The sequence below is a fragment of the Paenibacillus polysaccharolyticus genome, from assembly GCF_023714295.1.
Classification (GTDB): Bacteria; Bacillota; Bacilli; order Paenibacillales; family Paenibacillaceae; genus Paenibacillus; species Paenibacillus polysaccharolyticus_A.
On sequence record NZ_JAMAUN010000001.1, the window covers coordinates 637,946 to 657,251 of the forward strand.

Here is a 19,306-nt window from a genome sequence, read left to right on the forward strand (position 1 = left end):
TTTACTTTGTATTGTACCATAATACGATCCATTCCAACGGCTTCAACCTGTTATTTTCACCCTCAATTCACATTATTCCGACCGCGAAACGAGCCCCAGCGATCTCTGATAAGCTTACCCGCCCAAAAGAGTGCCATACATCCGAAAATGGGATAAAGAACGGATAAAAGGGAGCTGAATCCGAATTGGCTAAACGAGTAACATAACATCATGATGACTAGTGTAATCAACCGGGGATGAACATCGATATGTTGTCTAAGTTGCAAAGTCATGCCGTAGATGTCGGCAACAAACGTTGTAAATATCTCCATGAAAATCAATGAGACATATACAGATTGCACTATCCATCCCAGTTGAAAAGCGATACTTCCCATCGGGATTTCAAACTGTACGATGCCTGGCATCTGGGCCGACATTGCAAAATGGGCTGCCATCAGCATAAAACCTACGCCAATCCCGCCTAGAATTCCGCCCCATTTTAATGTATTGCGATGACGAATCTGATTGCCTACAGGTACAAGTACCGCTTGAGCGAGCGCAAGGTTAAATGCGGTGTAAAGTAATGGGGAAATCCATACCTGAAACGGATTGCTATCTGTTGTGAGTGTGACAAAACGAAAGACACCCGGATGATGTAGCGTACTGAAAATCATAAGCAGGGACAGCAGAAGCATCATGGGCACCACAATACTGTTCATTTGCAGAATGGCCTGCATTCCGCGTCCCAGAAGAAGATATGTACCGATCAAAGTGATGATCAAACCTGTTTGGTAGTGTAAACCCAGATGTTCCATAAAGACAGAACCCGCCCCGGCAAGCATCACGCTGTTTACACCGATCAGAACAATAAGAGTAATCCATGTAATCCATTTGCCAGCTGTGTGACCAAATAGATGTTTGTTGAGATCTTCATAGGAACGTGAGCGGGTATCATGAGCAATAAGCATCATCTTGGTACCGAGCCAGACAAAGAGCATGGTGGACAAACCGATAGTGATGGTGGCCCACTTGCCATACTGGGTAAAAAACTGCAATATTTCCTGTCCTGTGGCAAAGCCGGCCCCGACAACAGTTCCGATGTATGTGAATGCAATCTGGAGCACCCGGAATACCTGTTTCATGCGTTTCCCCTTTCAGGTCCCGGGATTGGTTGGACATGCGGGCACCATAGTACAGGTTATGCTTGACCCATGAAAGTCATGACTGGAGGGTGAGCTAACGACGCTGAATGGTCAGGTTATCTGACTTAGGGTTGATTTCGCTTGAACTTGTAGCTGAATATATGATACTTTATACCTCATAGGATAGGCTTGGGAGGTCAAATCATGGACGTATTAAAACAACGAATTTTACAAGAAGGTGTCGTCATCTCGGATCAGGTATTGAAACTGGATGGTCTTCTGAACCATCAGATTGATCCTGCTTTAACGATGGAGATGGGACGGGAGTTTGCTGCTCGTTTTCGCGAGAGCGGAGTAACTCGGGTGATCACTGTTGAATCATCAGGGATTCCGGTTGCTTTTGCAGCAGCTCATGAACTGGGGGTACCTTTGGTATTTGCCCGCCGCAAAAAAACGCTTCTGGCCGATCCTGACGCCTACTGCGAACGCGTACCTTCTTTTACGAAAGGGATCGTAACGGACATCATGGTATCTCGCGAATACATTCATGAGAATGACCGCATTTTGTTCATTGATGATATTATTGCAAACGGAGATGCCGCACGTGGGGTAATTAAAATTATTGAGCGTTCCGGCGCAGAGCTAGTGGGATTTGGTGTTGTGGTGGAGAAGTGCTTCCAGGCTGGGGCCCGCACCATCCGTGAACAAGGGATTCCGGTAGAAGCTCTTGTGCGCATTCGCTCACTAAATAATGGCACCGTGCAATTCGACGATAATGAAATGTGATTTTTTGAAGGAAATTGGGCCTAATTTTTGAAGTATGACTTTGCATGGCCTTAGATTTCCTTTATAATGGGGTTATGTTAGGGAGAGGAGGCAACACCATGGGGAACCAACCGGCAACAGACCAATTTTTTATTGATAAGCTGGCGGAATCGAAAGTTCATTTTGAACGTGCCCTGGATTGTAAACATACGGAATTCGATGACCTTTATCCCTATATGATTGAACATCCTCAATTTTTCTGGTACAAACGCTATGTTGCCTGGTCAGAATTACTGACGATTGTAGGCTTGTGTGAAGAGTTGTCCTTCTCTTGGAAAGAACAATTTACACCGCACCAAGTGGAGTACCTTGAAGAACGTGTGATGTCCGCCAAAGTGCTTGATTTTTGGTTCGAGAAGAACGACAGCAAAGAGCACGCGCAGCGGTAACTTTCAGTCGGGATATCTTTCGAATGACATGACAGTCCAATACAGTCACGTGAGACCTAAATGACTTTTCATTTAGGTCTCTTTTTGTAAAGAAATTTGAATATAGGAGTCTAGATATGATTAGTGATACAGAGTTGGATGCCCTGCGATTGTCAGGGGAAAAGGTAAGGGTGGTACGTGATGAGCTCGAGTCTAACGATGTAACCGGCATCGTAGTAGCCTGGGATGATGAACAGGTGTTAATCCGGAGGCAGAATCGCCGTGTCGTGAAGCTGGATCGGTCATACCGTTATCAGTTGTTCAGTGAGCCTCGTCAAAGTCTTCTTAGCGATTAAAGTAAGGGTACTTTGAAAACAAAATGTTTGGAATTACCATCAAAATCAGGCATATTTGCGACACACGCGAGAGAAGATAGGTACAGTGGAAAAATTCGCTGTATTTACAGCCGAAAGGGTGTGCTGCAAGCCATGACATTGATGAATGATAAAGTTCATGCCTATAAGGATCAGATTGGCGCATTAAGTGATGTTCTGCCGGAAGTGGTGAAATCGTACCATGAATTTACGGGAGAATGCTTCCAGCCGGGTGTGCTCGATGCCAAAACAAAACAGTTAATAGCGCTAGGTATCGGTTTGTTTGCTAATAATGAAGTCTGTACGTTCTATCATGTAGAAGAGGCACGCTCCAAGGGTGCGACCGATCAGGAAATCATGGAGACCGTAGCTGTCGCAGGAGCTGTTGGGGGTGGGCATGCCTTGTCACAGGGAGCCATGAGGGTACAGAAGGCGTTGCATTAGATTCTACATTTTCACAGGGAAAAGGAGGTCCCCGATTAGAGGGACCTCCTTTTTATTGTTACTGCTTATGTCGAAGGGTGATGGACTACTAGATGTCTGCTTAGATTTTACCTAACATCTTGTTGTACATAAACTGACCTGTCACTCTTCTTGCTGTTACATAACGATCATTGAAATAAGGGTTGGACATCTTGGTGATGCTGACACCTTTGCTGCTTGAAGCATGCGCGAATTGACCTCCACCGATATATACTCCTGTATGGGAGATGCCTTTGCCGGTTGTGTTGAAGAAGACCAGATCTCCTGTACGAATGCTTGCTTTGGAGACAGGTGTGCCGGCTTTTGCTTGTTGCTGCGACGTTCGTGGCAATTCAATGCTGTATTTGTTAAAAAGATATCTCATAAACCCGGAACAATCGAAGCCGGCCATGGTTGTGCCGCCCCATTTGTACGGGATGCCTGTCATATTGTTAACCACCGTATTAATTGTGCTTGCCTCTGTGCTTGTTGCCCCGGATGTAAATAGTACAGCAGCTCCAAAAATGGAAATAATCAGTTTTTTCAAAATCAATGTTCTCCCTTCGATGCCTACGGAGTTAGCTAAGGGTTCGGTAGAAGGTTCCCTATATTTCCTATGTATAAGAATAATTCACCCAAAATGGTTCCCCCGTTTTCAATCCTGAAACTCGGCAAATGAATAATTAAGTTTTTGTAACTATTTGAAACTATATTGCATAAATGCGTAATTGTCAAACCCGTTTAAAGCACTTCATTTAGCCTCAATGTTAGCGGAATTCTCTTTTTTCGTCATAATAGTGTGTAAAAGAGGGAGGTAAAGATTACAAAAAAGTCATCAATGTTTCATCTCAAAAAGAAGTGGATAATAAACGAGTTTGTCAAGAGTTAAAAGGGTGATTCCTACATGTTAAATTAGTGAGAAGTTATGAGTTCTGTTGCATATATTGACAAAATTAAATTTTTTGCATATTATACACTTATTAAATACAAATTTTGTATTTAAATTGTTTTCATTGGAATTTATATGATCAAGGTAATTAAATTTTTGATTGGGAGAGTGTTGTCGAGTGAAGGCAAAAAAATTAATAACATTTGTACTGGCCTGTTCTATGGTATTCTCCGTAGCAGGAATGGCGGTCCTTCCTGTACCAACGGTATCGGCAGCTGATGCATCCGGCACAACGGCGAGTATGTCCGATATCTTAAAAAATCAGCGCCCGGATGGAGGCTGGAGAAAAGACTATAGTCAAACGTCAGGTGAATGGGCCAAATCAACGATCGATAACAAAGCTACATACTCGGAAATCAGAAGACTAGCAAGTGAATTCAAAAAAACAAATGATCCTCGATACTCTGCGGCAACGATCAAAGGCATCAATTTTTTGCTTAATATGCAGTACTCCAATGGCGGTTGGCCTCAAGTCTATCAAAGTTCCGGCTATCATAAACATATTACCTATAATGATGATGCGATGATTAATGTATTGTACATGCTGGATGAAGTCGCAGGACGTAAGGGGAACTTCTCCTTTATCGACAGTTCCCTCGCGAATCGCAGTAAAAATGCGGTTTCCAAAGGAGTTGATGCCATCCTGAATACCCAGGTGGTAACCGGCGGGAAGTTAACGGCTTGGGGACAACAGCATGACTCCAGTTCACTTAGACCTGCGGGAGCCAGAATCTATGAAGTGCCTTCATTAACGGCGGGTGAAAGTGTAAACATTGTGAAGTTTCTAAAGACCAGACCGGCTAATTCCAGAATCACTGCATCCATCAAAGGTGCCGAAGCCTGGTTTAATAAAGTTAAAATTACAGGATATCGGTATGAGAGAGCGAACGGGGACAGCCGAATTATTGCTGATTCCAGTGCATCACCGATCTGGGCGCGTTTTTACGAACTCGGCACAGACAAACCGATCTTTGTTGGACGTGATGGCGTCGTGAAATATAAGTTGAGTGATATTGAGAAGGAAAGAAGAGGGGGTTATGCATGGTACGGTAACTGGCCGTCCAAGCTGTAGAAAATGGTTTATTTAATCGAATCTTCTAGAAGTCCGTTGCTGACTGATAACTAAGCTTACTCTAAATCAAAACTCGTAGGTGCGAATCGGGTACATATCTGAATCGCACCTATTTGTTAACGTATAATCGTGTGTATTGACATGTTATATTACGCGTGGTATATTATTTCTTGTCGCCGATAATAATTGGAAAGACACAATATATGCGGTCGTGGCGGAATTGGCAGACGCGCACGGTTCAGGTCCGTGTGGGCTAACCCCCCGTGGAGGTTCGAGTCCTCTCGACCGCATCAGATAGAAAAGCCCCTTAGGTTATGCCTAAGGGGCTTTTCTATCTGATGCGGTATGCTGCAATATGGGAGCTTGGCTATTTTTTGCCCAGCTAAAGAAGAAAAAAGGCTTACAATCAGATGACTTATGATGCTGCAGTCACCGTAATGTTATCAATGTTTGGCCCCTCTGTGCCGGTTGTTACGATTCGGAGTGTATTTGTACCTGAATTCATAGGCACTTGAATTGTTTTTTCACCCCAAGTTGACCAGCTTCCTGTTTGAGTAAAGGGTTCATTACTGAGTACTTTGGTGCCATTAACATAAATATCTAGAGTCCGCGTACCACTCTCCAAAGCGTAACGAAACTTTACATTTTTGGTGCCTGTGATTGTGTTGTTGATATCATTCCATTGAATTGCGGAGCCTGTATAGGCATTGAAGTTAACATATCCAGAACCAGTGAAGCCCGGATAAAGTGTTTCAATGGTTGCATCCGTAAGGGTTGTTCCTGTTTCGGCCTCATATGTGGTGCCCGTGCCTACATTGCCGCCGCTGTTGCCGCCAGTAATATTAGCAACAAATGTTGTCACACTCTGTGCCGGGAGTTGAGCTGTGAATGCGCCATTGGAAACGTTAATTGGTGCAAGACTTGCCAGATTACGACTGCCGTCTGTTACATACGAAGATACAGTGGTGGCATTACCATTTTGTAACACAAAGCGTTGACTTTTTGCCGAAGTACTACGGTTAATTGCTACGACAACGACCTTGTTATCCCCCTTGTAAGCAGACACGAAAGTGTTTGTATCCGGGTTTTTGGAAGCATCTACTCTGACATAGCCTGGGCGAACGAATTTGGAGAAATGAGCCATGTTGTATCCACGTTTACTGATCGTGCCATCTTCCTTCATTGGTCCGTAAGATCTACGGATATACCACCATACATAGGCTTGGAAATCGCCTTCAACCATTGCATTGTGCATGTGGTAGGAGATGTCTAGTGCTTCTGGCCAGCGGTCAGCAGAATTGTTGTCACTGTTCGGGTAATACACTTCGGTCATCCAGAGCTCTTTGCCGGCTCCCTTTTGTTTGAACAGAGGATAGGCAAAATTGCTGAATTGTGTTCCATACAAATGTGCGCCCAGAATGTCCATGTTAGCAAGAGCTTGCGGATCATTCAGAATAGGGTCAGATATGTTTTTCAGGTATTGGAAGGATTCTGGAGCCATGACTTTGGTGCCTTGAATGCTCCCTGCATTTTCTTTCATGAAACGAAGAATCTCTTGCGGTGTCCACCAAGTCCATTCATGAGCATAGTCCGGCTCGTTTTGAACGGAAATGGCATACAGGTTCACGCCGTTATTTTTCATATAAGTTACAAAATCATTCAGATGTTGCGCGTAAGCAGCGTATTTGTCATACCGTAATCGTTTTGCATTAGGATCACCGTTTCGATTAAATGTTTCAACCATGCTACTTGGAGGATTCCAAGGAGATGCAAAAACGATAGCTCCCTTTTCAATCGCACGTTTGGCTGTAGCCAATTCACGGGACCAGTTATTCCGATCCGGGTCAACCCAGATGCGGAGCACGGAGAATCCCAGTTGGTTCTGACCATTCCCGAAAGCGGTTTCACGTTGTGCCGCAGTTAAGTCACCGATCCAAGCGGGATGGTTGATACCGCCAAAGCCACGAATGACTTGTTTTTCTGAGGCTAGGTTAATGTTGGCATCACTTGCTGCAGATACGTTTGTTGGAGTTAACATCAGCGGTAGAGCCGTTAAACAGGCTAACAAAAGATTGACTGATTTTTTAAATTTAAACTTCATCTTCAATGTGTTCACTCTCCTCAATATAAGTGACTTGCGAAAGCTTGGACAAGAAAAATAAATTCCTCGACTTAACTTCGAAAAGGAGGGCATCACATCCTCTCGATAGATTCGCTCTTAGAGAGAGCTTGACGAAAGAAAAGTTTCGTTTTGTAAATTCTACTATATTATTCCTTCAAAAAAAACCCGATATATTGCAGTTCTTTGTAATTTTTTATAATTTTGTGACAGTCCTGACCTGAGGACATGCGAATTATCGGATACGATGATGTGAAATTGTTTCTCTACCGAATTCAAGATTGAGGAGTGTTCGTCAGCCGGTAGAGGAGATGGCGGAAAGGAGCATCAGTCTGGTTGAGCGGGAAACAACATAGAAGGGTGCTTTCTAGGAAGTATACTTCTGTTTGAAATATATGTTAACCAGTTGGCACTGGGCATGCTTCGGAGCACGTTGTTCCCAAGGCAACTAGCAGTCAGCGTATTCGAACCGAGTATACTCTTAAGCTTGATCTGATGCAGGCTTTTTTTATGTTTTGAAAGTCCTAGAATGAATTGGGAAAGGGAGCCTACATAGAACTGCAGCTGAAATCAAACAATGAGAACACCAAGTTTAAAGGAGGCTGCAGGGTATGATACGTAATCAAGCGAAAAAAGCCTATTCTGTAAAAATGAGGTTTCAAATGCGGGTCTTTCTGAGTTTCATCATAGCTGTCATTGGATCAGGAGGAACCGAAGTTTCAACTACACCTGCCATGGCAGCGGAGCCGGCTTTATCATCATCTTCTCAGCTCAATCGAATGGCTATCATTATTGATGATGTGGGCAATGATATGAGGGGCACGGCGGAGATTCTCGATATGCCTGTGAAGCTGACGGTGGCTGTGATGCCTTTTTTGCAAACAACGAAAAAGGATGCAATCGCTGCTCATGAGAAAGGCATGGATGTGATTGTTCACATGCCGATGGAGCCCAAGAAGGGCAAACCGGAATGGCTTGGACCAGGGGCCATTACATCCAATCTAACGGATGAGCAGGTTCGCGAACGGGTTGAAAAGGCAATTGATGATGTACCCTATGCGATCGGCATGAACAATCATATGGGTTCTAAAATCACTTCGGATAAACGCATTATGTCCGTTGTACTGGATGTATGTCGGGAGCGTGGTCTCTTCTTTGTGGACAGCCGTACGAATTTTCGTTCCGTGGTTGGCGATCTAGCCATAACCAAAAACATGCCGCCTGTGGGGAATGACATTTTTTTGGATGACCAGAATTCAAAGTCACATATCCGTAAGCAGCTTGATCTGGCTGCTCAGCGTGCGGTTGAGAAGAAAAGCTGCGTTGTCATTGGCCATGTCGGTCATACAGGCATGAATACTTCTGCAGTGTTACGGGAGTCGGTCTCCCGTCTGCAGAATCAAGTTCAGTTTGTAGGAATTGGCGATATGGTGCGAGATGTATGGCACTGGCAGGCAGCACCTACACTACCGAAAGATAATAAATAATCCCATCCGCAATCGATTGGGCAATTCGCTTTTGTTCTGCCGGGTCACTGATTCTGGCCCGGTCGGATGCATTGCTTAAAAAACCTGTTTCCACAATGACTGCCGGATGCTTCACATAATTTAGCATGTAAAACGGTTTGCCCCAGACGACTTCACGGTTGGTTCCGCATAAGCGATTCATGGCATCCTGGATAGATTGTGCCAGCAGATAGCTGCGTCCCTCTTTTTGATGAAGTACTACAGGGCCATGTGTTGCTGAACGCGGGCTCCAGTTCGCATGAATGCTAACGACGATATCGGTACTGATTTCCTCACTAAGGCTTTTGCGCTGTGCAAGATCTCTGATGTGACGTGAGCGGCTGTTTAACCAACGGTTTTCATCACTAAGTGCGTAATCACCCAGACGGTTAATCATGACGGTGTAACCTTTGCCGCGAAGCAGTAAATATATCTTTTGACTGATCGCTAAATTGATGTTTTTTTCCTGAATACCTGCTTCGGTTGTTCCTCCGTCAATACCTCCGTGTCCAACATCCAGTAAGATAACCGGTGCCGCAAAAGCATGATGGCTTGAACGATAGGAATCACCATCGGTAATTGGCATGATGGATGACTGATTGGCATATGGATCAGGGCGAACTAGCCCGGAGGCGGAAGAGTGACCGGAAAGAGAATAAACCGTAATTAGCAAAGCTGTAGAAATCGTCAGCAGTAGCTTAAACATCGAAATACACACTCCCTCAGGATATAGTATTGAAACAAATAGCGAACCAGGATGGATACCTTTGGCATTAGACTGTGCATTTTAAAGCATTTCATACGTCTCTTGCACAAAAAATGTTTAGTTCAGTCACGTCTTGCGCACAATAGGGATAACGTTAGATCACGAACGTGCGGAAGAAGAGGAGGCTGTAAGATGGCTAAAAGTGATGAACTGGTTAAATACATTACACAGCGTGTGGTGCATTACATCGACACACCGAAGGATGAGCGCAAGGAACGGAGAGCACAAAGCAGAAGGAAAGAACCCTGGTCTATGAAATGGTTTGGCATGATTCCATTTGCGGTATCCTTATGGGTAGACAAAAAGAAAAAAAGATCAGAGAAGAGTTAAACCGATCAACAAAAAAGGTGAACACGGATGTCAATTCAAGAAGACGCAATCCTGTAGTAGGATGCGTCTTTTTTATGTTTTTTTGGAGTTTAGAACTGCGGATTTACGCGAATAGAAAGGGAAAAATCGTTTCTATTGTCCCAAGAAGTGGTGGTGTACTAAGGATTAGTCTTGTAGAAATGTCCATCATGCAAAAGCTTGTTCAAGGGAATGAAGCGTTGTGTGGAGTTAAAACCACCAAGACCAACGTAAAGATCAAACGTTGAACCTGCAATACTCCATATCTGGTATCCGCTTACTGGCAAAGGACCACCGTAGAACAGATTCCATTCTTCTGCTGAGAAGACAAGGGCTTCTCTATAGTTCTGCTGGAGCTGTTGCTTCACTTGAGAGGGTTGCAGAGGTTCAGATGTCAGCCAGGTTAGTTGAGATGAAGGGTCAAAAGCAGGCTGTAGAATAACAGGACTCGTCTGCAATCTTGTTGTATCAAGTATGGGTATCTGTTGTTGCAACTCCTTTAACTCGAAAAATTTCGTTCCAGAGCCAGTCTCTACACGTTCTAACTGATCAACTGGCAACAAGTCTCCATTGGATGCATCGATGTACATCGCGGGATGATTTACACGTTCCACTTTCCAATAAGCCAAAAGAGGAGGAGCATATAGAAGTGTAAGCTTTCCGCCTGAGATTTGTAATGTTTTTACATCCAAACCCTGTCGTTCCAGAGCCTGTCCTAGTAGTTCGTTGTTATACAGGGATTGTTCTCCCTGACCATACTCACTGAGAAGGAGCTGCCCTTGCGGAGTTGTGGAAATAATCATATATCCAACGGGCTTGTCCTGAATCCTGGCATGCACAAACCAGCCATGGTTACCTGGACCTAATGGATAATATTCAAGTTTCGCTACAAGCCAATCTGGATTGGAGGTACCGAGTGCGTTCACTTGCAGTTGCGCGAATTGCTCTACAGAAGCGGGTGCAAACCTGTTAGTTGGTGCCGCTGCATGAGCCGTCGGCCAGATGGAGAGAAGAGCAAAGCAGATGATCATGCTCAAGAAGACCGATAGGCAATGCCTGATATTTCGTCGTTTTGACCGGGGCCGTTTTTTCATCGTAAACACCTTCTTCCTGACTTCATTGTAAAGTATAGGGGATGCAAAGGGTGATGCAACCTGTCGGTTCAATGGTTATGAATAAACACTACTTTTGCCAGCATTTGCAGGAAAAGTAGTGTCTTCGTCTTATCTTAAGTGAAACATGCCGCTACTTATGGCAGTGACCTTCACCTTCGGCTCATATTGCCAGATCATCTCGGTTCGCCTGTTCTCATACTGCAGTTTCATCGCTTCACGATCTATGACCGCCTGTTTTGCTTTTTCTTGCTCAGGGTCTACATCATCTTGCGTCTGTTGTATGGTAGATTCGGCGGCCAGTTCCACGTCAGCTGGGACCGGTTCTAATATGCCGCGAACCCGATTAAGAACAGGACGAACCGTTTCATCTTCAGTAACCTCAGTAACCTCAGGCATGTCTTCTCGCAGTACGGCTTCATAGTAGGCGTCCACCACATCGAGTTCGAGTTGCAGGCGTTCTTTCGCTTTTTCCGCCCAGCTATAATCGAGTCTGCTTAAGTGAGCGGTGAGATGTGATTCGAGTGCAGCACCTGCATCAGCGAGCGAAATTTTCGGTGACTGGGCATGCATATTTTCAGCCAGTCTTGGACTGAGATCACGTCGGCTCAGCTTGTTGCCAAACTTTTCGATGATTTCACCCGATCGCAGTGAGATACCGAGAAAGTGTAATTCCTCCCGTTTCAGGTCACAAGCAAACTCGACTTTAAAACAAACCCCTAGCCAAGGTTCATACACAGCCGGAGATGTGGCCCTGATCTGGCGTTTGGCGGCTTGTTCAAACAGGTTTACGAAGGCGCCACCTTCGCGGGCTGCGGCAAATATCTGCTGTAATCTGCGGCTACCATACACAACATCTTCTCGCAGAATGCGTCCGGGACCAAGCTGCGGCACGGAAGGCGTGATGCCAAAATAACGTCCGAGTATCGTTTCTTTCGGAGCATCAGGCTTCGCTTCAGGTGGCGTTTGAACAGGCTGAGACGCTTTGGCCTTGGCTTCCGCCGCCTCAGTGATCTGCTGATAAGCTTCCGGGTCAAAAACAAAAGTAAATGACATGGTCTCAGGCTCCACCCCTACACGCTCCACAAATCCCCAGTAATACGGACGGTTCGTTAATGCCTTGTCTGCTTCAGGTGATAATTTAACCGTCACATGAGCAGGTGACCGCTCCATGATCTGGCAATCCAAAGCTTCCAGATAGGTTAGGACGTAAGCTTGGATCTCATGCGGTGACATTGTCATGGATATCAGTTGCCCCCTTTGTGAAGATCAAGTTTGGTGATTAAAGGCACCTCGTCAGCAACTTCGCGCTGAATTGTGTTCAGCGACTGTCCGAGGGTGTCCATTTTACGGCGAATATCTTCTTCGTTCTGCGATTCCAGCATAATTTTGTACAGACTCTTTTCGATCGATTCCTTTTTCTCCAGCCGTTCGAGAATGACATCCAGTCCACCGATGACCATCTCGAACATATTAATTTTTTCATGCAACAGATGCAGGATATGTTCCTCAATCGTACCTTTCGTAGACAGGTTGAAAATGTTAACGTCATTCTGCTGACCGAGCCGATGAACCCGGCCAATCCGCTGTTCTACCCGCATCGGGTTCCACGGTAGATCAAAGTTAATCATATGGTGACAGAATTGCAGGTTGATGCCTTCACCACCAGCTTCCGTTGCAATCATCGCCTGAACACGGCCACGGAAAAGATCCATCATCCAGTCCTTTTTGCCTCGATTCATCCCGCCCCGATAGGGAACAGCCGTTAGTCCGTTATTACGAAAATAGTTCAGCAGGTATTCTTGCGTCGCCCGGTATTCCGTGAAAATAATGACTTTCTCATTCATATCTCGAATCAGTTCCATCGTTTTTTCGGCTTTTGTATTCTCTTTGATCGCCTTGATATGAGCCACCAGTTCCCAGATTTTATCTCGCAGTGGGGAATCCAGCGGCAACTTTTTGGACAGATTCACGAGTGTTACAAACACAGCGTCCCGACTGCTACAAACTTCCCGTTGCAACGTAACGAGCGAAAGCATGCTGCTAAGGTTGCCGCCTGCTTCCTTGTATTGATCTTTGACAAACGAGGTTACCCCGTCATAGAGTGCTTGCTCTTCAGGCGAAAGTTGCAGATCCACATTAGAGACGTTGCGTTTTGTAAATTGCACGGGGCCTTCGCCACGCCTGTTACGGATCATGACTTTAGACAGCTCATCTTTGAGCTGCTCCTGATTTTTGGGTACACGTTTGTCGACGACAAAGTTGGCGGCAAAATCGCCCTGACGACCAAGCTGACCGGGTTTCAGCAGGTTGATCAGATTGAAAAGCTCGCTCATGTCGTTCTGTACAGGCGTAGCGGTGAGCAACAGGCAGTATTTTTTACGTAATTGCAGCATGAATTGATAATTGGTTGTTTTTTTGTTTTTAAGTTTATGCGCTTCGTCAATGATGATCATGTCATAGTCCATACTTAGTAACATATCTTTGTGCGGGTCTCTCTTGGCAGTGTCCATAGAAGCAACAACAACGTCATTTTGCCAGGAATAAGCCTTTTTCTGTGCAACTGCCGGGATGCCAAATTTGGAATTAAGTTCACGTACCCATTGCAATACCAGAGAAGCGGGGACAAGAATTAACACTTTAGATACAAGACCACGAACCATATATTCTTTCAAAATCAGGCCGGCTTCAATCGTTTTGCCCAGACCTACTTCGTCGGCGAGAATGGCTCGGCCTGACATTTCAAATAATACTTTGCGTGCCGTATCCATTTGGTGAGGAAGTGGGGTCAGATCTTGCAAATGTTTCAGACATTGAATTTCGTCAAAGTTCGGAATGAGATTCGTTTCTTCCGCCTGAATACCAAGTTGAAAGAGTCGGTAATCCCCCCAAGGACCGCCCTTGTCCAAACGAGATTCAAGCTGTTCCAGCCAGCTTCGATCAAACTCAAGAGGAACAGGTAAGTCAGCTACAGGTTGATTCATATGATGCGGATGTTTCCGGTTCATGATGCTTCCTCTCCGTTCTTGTGTTATTCGTAGGTAATAGTATGGACGAAGGAAGGCAAGTTCATAACCCGTTTCAGAGGATCTATGATATAGATCACATAGAAAATCAACATACAGTGTAATATAATGGTTATAAATCACTATATGTAGTATCTAGGCGTAAATTATTCTCAAAGACAGCACTTGATTTAAAATGAACGGTTTATTCGGGGAGGTTGATTGCAGAGATGGCATCCAACAATACAGGAACGAACCAACAAGTGAAGCATCATGAGAACAAACATAAGCTGGAAGGGCTCAGCGAGAAAATATTTCTGGATCGGTACGCATGGAAGGACGCCGACTCAAATCATGCAAAAGTCGGAGATGTTGTACTTGTATTAACGAAAGATGATCCCAAGTTTCCGGTGAAGGAAGTCGGTGAGATTGTTGAACGGCAGGCAGAACTAGTTAAAGTGCGGACACGTAGCGATACGATCATTGAGACCGATGTGGAAAAGTTGACACTTACGATAGAGAAAACACCGGAAGAGATGTGGGATCGTCTTGCCCGAGCGATGGGAGCTGTTGAATCGACACCTGAACAACAGGCTGTTTGGGAGAAGAAGTTTCGCTTGGTGCTGGATGACTGGAAACTGGTTCCTGGTGGACGTATTGCTGCTGGTGCAGGGGCCAGTGATGAGTTGACGCTGTTTAACTGTTATGTCATTCCTTCTCCGCAAGACAGCCGGGGCGGCATCATGAAGACGTTGACCGAAATGACTGAAATTATGGCTCGCGGCGGTGGCGTGGGTATCAATCTGTCATCCCTTCGTCCGCGGCGGGCTGTGGTGAAAGGTGTGAACGGCTCGTCCAGCGGATCGGTATCCTGGGGCGGTTTGTTCAGTTATACGACGGGGCTTATCGAACAAGGCGGTAGCCGCAGGGGTGCGCTGATGCTGATGATGAACGATTGGCACCCGGACGTGCTGGATTTTATTACGGTTAAACAAACGATGGGGCAAGTGACCAATGCCAATCTGTCGGTCTGCGTAAGCAATGCGTTCATGGAGGCTGTGAAGCAGGACGGTGATTGGGAGCTTGTTTTTCCCGATACGAGTGACCCGGACTATGATTCGGAGTGGGATGGGGATCTGGGCAAATGGAAAGCGTCAGGCCGTAACATTATTCCGTATCGTACCGTGAAAGCACGAGAAATATGGCATCCGATTATTGAATCCGCCTGGAAATCAGCCGAACCCGGTGTGGTTTTTATGGAGTATTACAACCAGATGTCCAACAGCTGGTATTTTAATCCGATCATTTGTACTAATCCTTGTGGGGAACAGGGCCTTCCAGGCTGGGGCGTATGTAACTTGTCAGCAATCAATCTGTCCAAATTCTATGATGAAACAAACCACGATGTGGCATGGGAAGAGCTGGCGGAAACGACGCGCATTTCGGCAAGATTTCTGGACAATGTGATTGACGCGACGCCGTATCATTTTGAAGAAAATCGATTAAATCAGCAGCGTGAACGCCGGGTGGGGCTAGGAACCATGGGACTTGCGGAGCTGATGATCAAACTGCGTATCCGTTATGGCAGTCTTGAATCGCTAGATTTTCTCAATAAACTGTATGGATTTATGGCAAAGGAAGCCTATCTCGCTTCAGCGGAGATTGCCGCGGAGAAGGGTGCGTTCCCGGCGTTTGAGGCAGAACCTTACTTACAAAGTGGATTTATGAAACAGATGATTGCGACGTACCCAGAGGTTGGAGAAGCGATCCGTGAAAAGGGAATTCGTAACGTGACGCTGATTACTCAGGCGCCTACAGGAAGTACCGGAACGATGGTGGGCACATCGACTGGCATTGAGCCGTATTTTGCTTTTAAGTATTTTCGCCAGAGCCGTCTTGGGTATGATGAACAGTTTGTGCCGATTGCCGAGGAGTGGCTGGAGCAACATCCTGGTGAGTCCCTACCGGATTATTATGTGACGGCGATGGATCTTTCGGCCGAAAATCATATTCGCGTGCAAGCTGCCATTCAGAAGTGGGTGGACAGTTCGATCTCAAAAACGGCAAACTGTCCGGCTGATTTTACGGTGCAGGATACGGCAGAACTGTATGAGCTAGCTTTTGATCTAGGTTGTAAAGGGGTAACGATCTATCGGGACGGCAGTAGAGATGTTCAAGTACTGTCTACTTCGAAGAAAGAAGACACCTCAGCTATTGAGGTGCAGAATGCGGATAAAGAGGAATTCAACAGTCTGGTAGCTGAGTCCGTTTCGGTAGCAAATCCGGTGTATGCAGAGCGAGAGTCCAGCTTGCCAGACTTGGGAGAACAGACTACGGGTGTGGTGGATAAACAATATAAACGCCGTCCACAAGTATTGCGCGGAGCAACGTATAAGATGCATACGCCGTTTGGCATGGCTTACATTACGATTAATGATCTGGACGGAACACCGGGGGAGATTTTCCTCAACGTAGGCAAGGCAGGCTCCGACGTGTTTGCGATGGCGGAGGCACTGGGCCGGGTGTGCTCTCTATTCTTGCGATATGGCGATCATGGCCATAAGGTGGAGTTGCTTATTAAACATCTGAAAGGCATCGGAGGTTCAGGAGCCATTGGTTTTGGAGCTAATCGTGTGGAATCCATTGCGGATGCCGTCGCGAAAGCGTTGGAAAGCCATGTTCAGATGAATGAGGATATTGGAGTGAAGAATCCGAACAGTGCTAAGCTTATGAACAGCAGCAACAATACAAAGGAAGTTCTGCTGAACACGCAGACACCGACCTCACAACTGGACGATGCTGGAGGTGAGGGGCAAAAGACTTCTATGCAATCTATCGACTTATGTCCTTCATGCGGCTCGGCGTCCTTGATCAATGTGGAAGGATGTAAGACATGCAGTAACTGCGGATACAGCAAGTGTAATTAGCTATTGCAGAACAAGTCTGGAGTAGATAGAGTATTGCTCTAATGAGCCTGAACAAGGATGTTCAACCTAAAAAGTGTACAGACGAAGTGCTGACATACCAGCACTTCGTTTTTTGTGTTGCTAGACTTCAATTGAACTGCCTAGACGTCGATAGGTCTCTTTAGTCAACAGTGTACATTGAATCTAGTTTCATCTGAATTATTTATTCATTAGACATCCCATTAATCTTAAATATGTTAAAATAAGGACGGTGTTCTTACAAATCCAGTTAAAAGAGGCACATATTCCGTTTAAATGAATGTTCATGTCAGGTTCTGGACGAAGGAAGGAGGTAGCATCTATCATGAATAAACATTGGAAAAAGTACTTGTTTTTGTTTGCTCTGATCGTGCCGATCTCAGTAGGTACCATTTTTACGCTCCCATATCACCATCGATATATTGCAGTAGCTCTATTTCCACCTCTATTTTGGATGCTCTACTATTCATGGATCACATTAGAAAGAAAACGGGATCGTTAGTAAAGGGTGGTGAAAAGGTGACAATGAAGGCGTTATTAACATTAAAAGAAGCTTCTAAGAAATACGGCGGCCGAGAAATTTTAACAGATGTATCGCTTGCGATTAGCCAAGGAGATTGCATTAGTATAAGAGGAAACAATGGTTCCGGGAAAAGTACGATGCTCCGAATGGTGGGTGGGTTAATTCCGTTAACGTCGGGTCAAAGGCTACTTGAACATACGAATCTAGTGATTGGATATACCCCTGATCGATTATCTAAACTAAGAATGACTTCGGCGGAGTATCTGACACACATGGGCAGAATATCAGGTATGACTAAGAAAGAATTGAAAAAACGTATCAAGGAGCTACATGAGTTGTTTTGTCTTGAACAAAGTGATCAGTTGAAGATGAGTCATTTCTCGAAAGGAATGTTGCAGAAAACAAATGTAATGCAAGCTATGATCAAGAGTCCGGATCTCCTAGTATTAGATGAACCTTTCTCAGGCTTGGATCAACAATCAACGGGGCATTTGCTTCATTCTCTGAAGAAGATTAAGGACGAAGGTACAGCGATTTTGGCAGCCGTGCACGATCCGTTATTAGCAAGTCAATTGGAAAGCAACACATACTGGATTCATCAAGGAAGACTGAGTAAGGAGAGTATACATACGTCTTCTGAGCAGAAGGTTGTATATTTTGAGCTGGAAGGCAGCATAGATTTAAGCGTTGTTGATGAGCTTCTTAAATTTTTCCCCGATATTACATATAAAAGAAGCGAAAATGGTTATATGGTCATGACTTTTATGTATAAAGATTATAGTCGCTTTTTACCCGAATTTATAAATAAAGGCGGAGAGATTGTTAGCTTAACAAGAAAGGAGTTAGGCTCATGATCTCATTATTGTCATATTTACATACCTGTTTTATGCGTTCTTATCGCTATGGTCCAGCTACTTTTGTGTTTTTTATGGGAATCATTTTCGTATATAGTGTCGTTCCGAATCCTGTGATGGCTAGTTATGCGTTTTCAACAACATTTATTTTTATTATCTCTGCTGTCCTATGTTATGCATTGATTGATATGGAAACGACAAATCAGGAATCGGTGACGGTATTACATTGTGGCAGTCTAGTAAAACTATATCTTGCGAAATTGTTGTATTGCTGGCTTTTTACCATTCCACTCGCTCTATATGCCATTTCGTTTCCAGCCATTTTTCAAAAGTTTGATCGGAATCCGACTGTTGAAGAGCTAGTCATGGCCCTGTTATATCATATGGTTTCATCTTGGCTGGGAGTTGCTTTAGCCTGTTGGTTTAGTTCTAAGTTTATTCGTTCTCGCGTCATGTCTTTTTTAATGTTGAGTGTGCTCATTGTTATTACACTTTCAGTAAAAGGTATAGAAAATGTGTTGCCAGAGGGATTCAAACCCATGACTTTTTTATTGCCTCCTCTAAGTAGTACTATAGATACGTTAGTTAATTATAATGCACAAAGTTTATTCAAGAAGTGTTGGGTAACAGTTGTAGCGCTCGGATATGGTGTAATTACAACAGGATTATTTGTTTTCATGATTCACAGACGTAAGCTGGATTCAATGCATTGATTCTCCTGTTCCACCTCTAGAGTCCTAGGAAGGAAGAAGCAATTATAAGCAAAACTTTCAATCCGCTCAGAGATCGGTTTATAATGGATAGTGGCTGCTGAGCAAGTCGGCAGCCTTTTTCTATTGAACAGGCTCAGGTAATTATGTCCAGTCGATGAAAAGCACTATATTAAACGTTAAATATAGAGTATGATTTTACAGCTGATTATGCTGCCATAGAAGGTTACAGTGGTTAAACGGGTTTG

18 protein-coding genes, 1 tRNA gene and 1 riboswitch are annotated in these 19,306 nt (G+C 44.7%); of the genes, 12 read left to right on the top strand and 7 right to left on the bottom strand.

From position 1 onward, the window contains the following. Positions 1-62: 62 nt before the first annotated feature. The gene (locus M3629_RS03005; RefSeq protein ID WP_251502828.1) at positions 63-1,121 is read right to left on the bottom strand and encodes a YkvI family membrane protein; all 1,059 of its coding nucleotides are present in this window, start codon (positions 1,119-1,121) and stop codon (positions 63-65) included. Between the two features lie 204 nt (positions 1,122-1,325). Between M3629_RS03005 and M3629_RS03010 the strand changes: the two genes are divergently transcribed. The 4 genes from M3629_RS03010 (at position 1,326) to M3629_RS03025 (ending at position 3,132) form a co-directional block, all read left to right on the top strand. Then, the gene (locus M3629_RS03010) at positions 1,326-1,907 is read left to right on the top strand and encodes a xanthine phosphoribosyltransferase (RefSeq protein ID WP_251502829.1); all 582 of its coding nucleotides are present in this window, start codon (positions 1,326-1,328) and stop codon (positions 1,905-1,907) included. Positions 1,908-2,005: 98 nt separating this feature from the next. Further along, positions 2,006-2,335: a hypothetical protein gene (locus M3629_RS03015; protein ID WP_110893402.1), complete on the top strand. Its 330-nt coding sequence runs from the start codon at positions 2,006-2,008 to the stop codon at positions 2,333-2,335. Positions 2,336-2,451: 116 nt separating this feature from the next. Then, entirely contained in the window at positions 2,452-2,670 is a 219-nt protein-coding gene (locus M3629_RS03020) for a hypothetical protein (RefSeq protein ID WP_251502830.1), read from the top strand. Between the two features lie 132 nt (positions 2,671-2,802). After that, entirely contained in the window at positions 2,803-3,132 is a 330-nt protein-coding gene (locus tag M3629_RS03025; RefSeq protein WP_123064515.1) for a carboxymuconolactone decarboxylase family protein, read from the top strand. A 100-nt stretch (positions 3,133-3,232) separates the two neighbouring features. Here M3629_RS03025 and M3629_RS03030 read toward each other — a convergent pair whose 3' ends face one another. Then, entirely contained in the window at positions 3,233-3,697 is a 465-nt protein-coding gene (locus M3629_RS03030) for a C40 family peptidase (protein ID WP_251502831.1), read from the bottom strand. A gap of 5 nt (positions 3,698-3,702) precedes the next feature. Next, a riboswitch (cyclic di-AMP (ydaO/yuaA leader) is annotated at positions 3,703-3,834 on the bottom strand. A 383-nt stretch (positions 3,835-4,217) separates the two neighbouring features. Here M3629_RS03030 and pelA point away from each other — a divergent pair. Continuing rightward, positions 4,218-5,171: a pectate lyase gene (gene pelA, locus M3629_RS03035; RefSeq protein ID WP_251502832.1), complete on the top strand. Its 954-nt coding sequence runs from the start codon at positions 4,218-4,220 to the stop codon at positions 5,169-5,171. A gap of 205 nt (positions 5,172-5,376) precedes the next feature. Then, positions 5,377-5,461: transfer RNA gene (locus tag M3629_RS03040), tRNA-Leu, on the top strand. A gap of 125 nt (positions 5,462-5,586) precedes the next feature. On the opposite strand, the gene M3629_RS03050 is transcribed toward M3629_RS03040, so the two are convergent. Next, positions 5,587-7,272 carry a carbohydrate-binding protein gene (locus tag M3629_RS03050; protein WP_285888370.1) on the bottom strand — a complete coding sequence of 562 codons (1,686 nt, stop codon included), beginning with the start codon at positions 7,270-7,272 and terminating at the stop codon, positions 5,587-5,589. 629 nt (positions 7,273-7,901) lie between these two features. Between M3629_RS03050 and M3629_RS03055 the strand changes: the two genes are divergently transcribed. Then, the gene (locus tag M3629_RS03055; protein ID WP_251502833.1) at positions 7,902-8,777 is read left to right on the top strand and encodes a divergent polysaccharide deacetylase family protein; all 876 of its coding nucleotides are present in this window, start codon (positions 7,902-7,904) and stop codon (positions 8,775-8,777) included. Here M3629_RS03055 and M3629_RS03060 read toward each other — a convergent pair. After that, a complete protein-coding gene (locus tag M3629_RS03060) occupies positions 8,752-9,501 on the bottom strand; it encodes an N-acetylmuramoyl-L-alanine amidase family protein (RefSeq protein WP_251502834.1) in 750 nt (249 codons plus the stop codon). The genes M3629_RS03055 and M3629_RS03060 overlap by 26 nt on opposite strands. A gap of 192 nt (positions 9,502-9,693) precedes the next feature. Here M3629_RS03060 and M3629_RS03065 point away from each other — a divergent pair, with 192 nt between their 5' ends. Next, a complete protein-coding gene (locus tag M3629_RS03065) occupies positions 9,694-9,891 on the top strand; it encodes a YqzE family protein (protein WP_251502835.1) in 198 nt (65 codons plus the stop codon). A 158-nt stretch (positions 9,892-10,049) separates the two neighbouring features. Here the strand turns inward: M3629_RS03065 and M3629_RS03070 are convergent, their stop codons facing one another. From M3629_RS03070 to M3629_RS03080, 3 genes are all read right to left on the bottom strand, one after another. After that, positions 10,050-11,003 carry a hypothetical protein gene (locus tag M3629_RS03070; RefSeq protein WP_251502836.1) on the bottom strand — a complete coding sequence of 318 codons (954 nt, stop codon included), beginning with the start codon at positions 11,001-11,003 and terminating at the stop codon, positions 10,050-10,052. A gap of 129 nt (positions 11,004-11,132) precedes the next feature. Continuing rightward, positions 11,133-12,263, bottom strand: coding sequence for a YqhG family protein (locus M3629_RS03075; protein WP_251502837.1), 1,131 nt, complete (start codon positions 12,261-12,263; stop codon positions 11,133-11,135). Between the two features lie 5 nt (positions 12,264-12,268). Then, complete coding sequence (locus M3629_RS03080; protein ID WP_251502838.1) at positions 12,269-14,029, bottom strand: DEAD/DEAH box helicase; 1,761 nt, start codon at positions 14,027-14,029, stop codon at positions 12,269-12,271. Positions 14,030-14,256: 227 nt separating this feature from the next. Here M3629_RS03080 and M3629_RS03085 point away from each other — a divergent pair, with 227 nt between their 5' ends. The 4 genes from M3629_RS03085 to M3629_RS03100 all read left to right on the top strand — a co-directional run bounded on the left by M3629_RS03085 (position 14,257) and on the right by M3629_RS03100 (position 19,061). Then, a complete protein-coding gene (locus M3629_RS03085; RefSeq protein WP_251502839.1) occupies positions 14,257-16,953 on the top strand; it encodes an adenosylcobalamin-dependent ribonucleoside-diphosphate reductase in 2,697 nt (898 codons plus the stop codon). A 343-nt stretch (positions 16,954-17,296) separates the two neighbouring features. After that, entirely contained in the window at positions 17,297-17,473 is a 177-nt protein-coding gene (locus M3629_RS03090; protein WP_167375840.1) for a hypothetical protein, read from the top strand. Positions 17,474-17,496: 23 nt separating this feature from the next. Continuing rightward, a complete protein-coding gene (locus tag M3629_RS03095; RefSeq protein WP_251504500.1) occupies positions 17,497-18,348 on the top strand; it encodes an ATP-binding cassette domain-containing protein in 852 nt (283 codons plus the stop codon). Next, positions 18,345-19,061 carry a hypothetical protein gene (locus M3629_RS03100; protein WP_251502840.1) on the top strand — a complete coding sequence of 239 codons (717 nt, stop codon included), beginning with the start codon at positions 18,345-18,347 and terminating at the stop codon, positions 19,059-19,061. The genes M3629_RS03095 and M3629_RS03100 overlap by 4 nt, the downstream gene beginning before the upstream one ends. Positions 19,062-19,306: the final 245 nt, after the last annotated feature.